The following is a 272-nucleotide window of genomic DNA, read 5'->3' on the forward strand; positions in this document are numbered from 1 at the left end:
GCAGGCGCACGAAGATCGTCGCGCGATCGGCCGCCAGCGCGCGCAAGCGCCGCACGATCTCCAGCAGGATCCGCGCCCGCCCGATAGGTGTACCGCCCCACCGGTCCATGCGGCGATTCGTCCGCGGCGACAGGAAACTGCTCAGCAGATAGCCGTTGGCCGCATGAATCTGCAGCATCGGTGCCCCGATCGACAGCGCCAAGCGAGCCGCCTCGAAAAAATGATCGATGTACTGACCGATCTGCTCGTCGCTCAACGACGTGACGTCGCCT

Annotated in this window: 1 pseudogene; it reads right to left on the reverse strand. The window is 65.4% G+C overall.

Annotated features, from left to right (window positions below):
- Window positions 1–256, reverse strand: a pseudogene (locus tag SB751_RS30600) (2,4-dienoyl-CoA reductase); the annotation flags it as partial.
- Window positions 257–272 lie beyond the last annotated feature (16 nt).

Origin of the sequence: Cupriavidus sp. SIMBA_020, assembly GCF_046535395.1 — a bacterium.
Lineage (GTDB): Bacteria > Pseudomonadota > Gammaproteobacteria > Burkholderiales > Burkholderiaceae > Cupriavidus > Cupriavidus campinensis.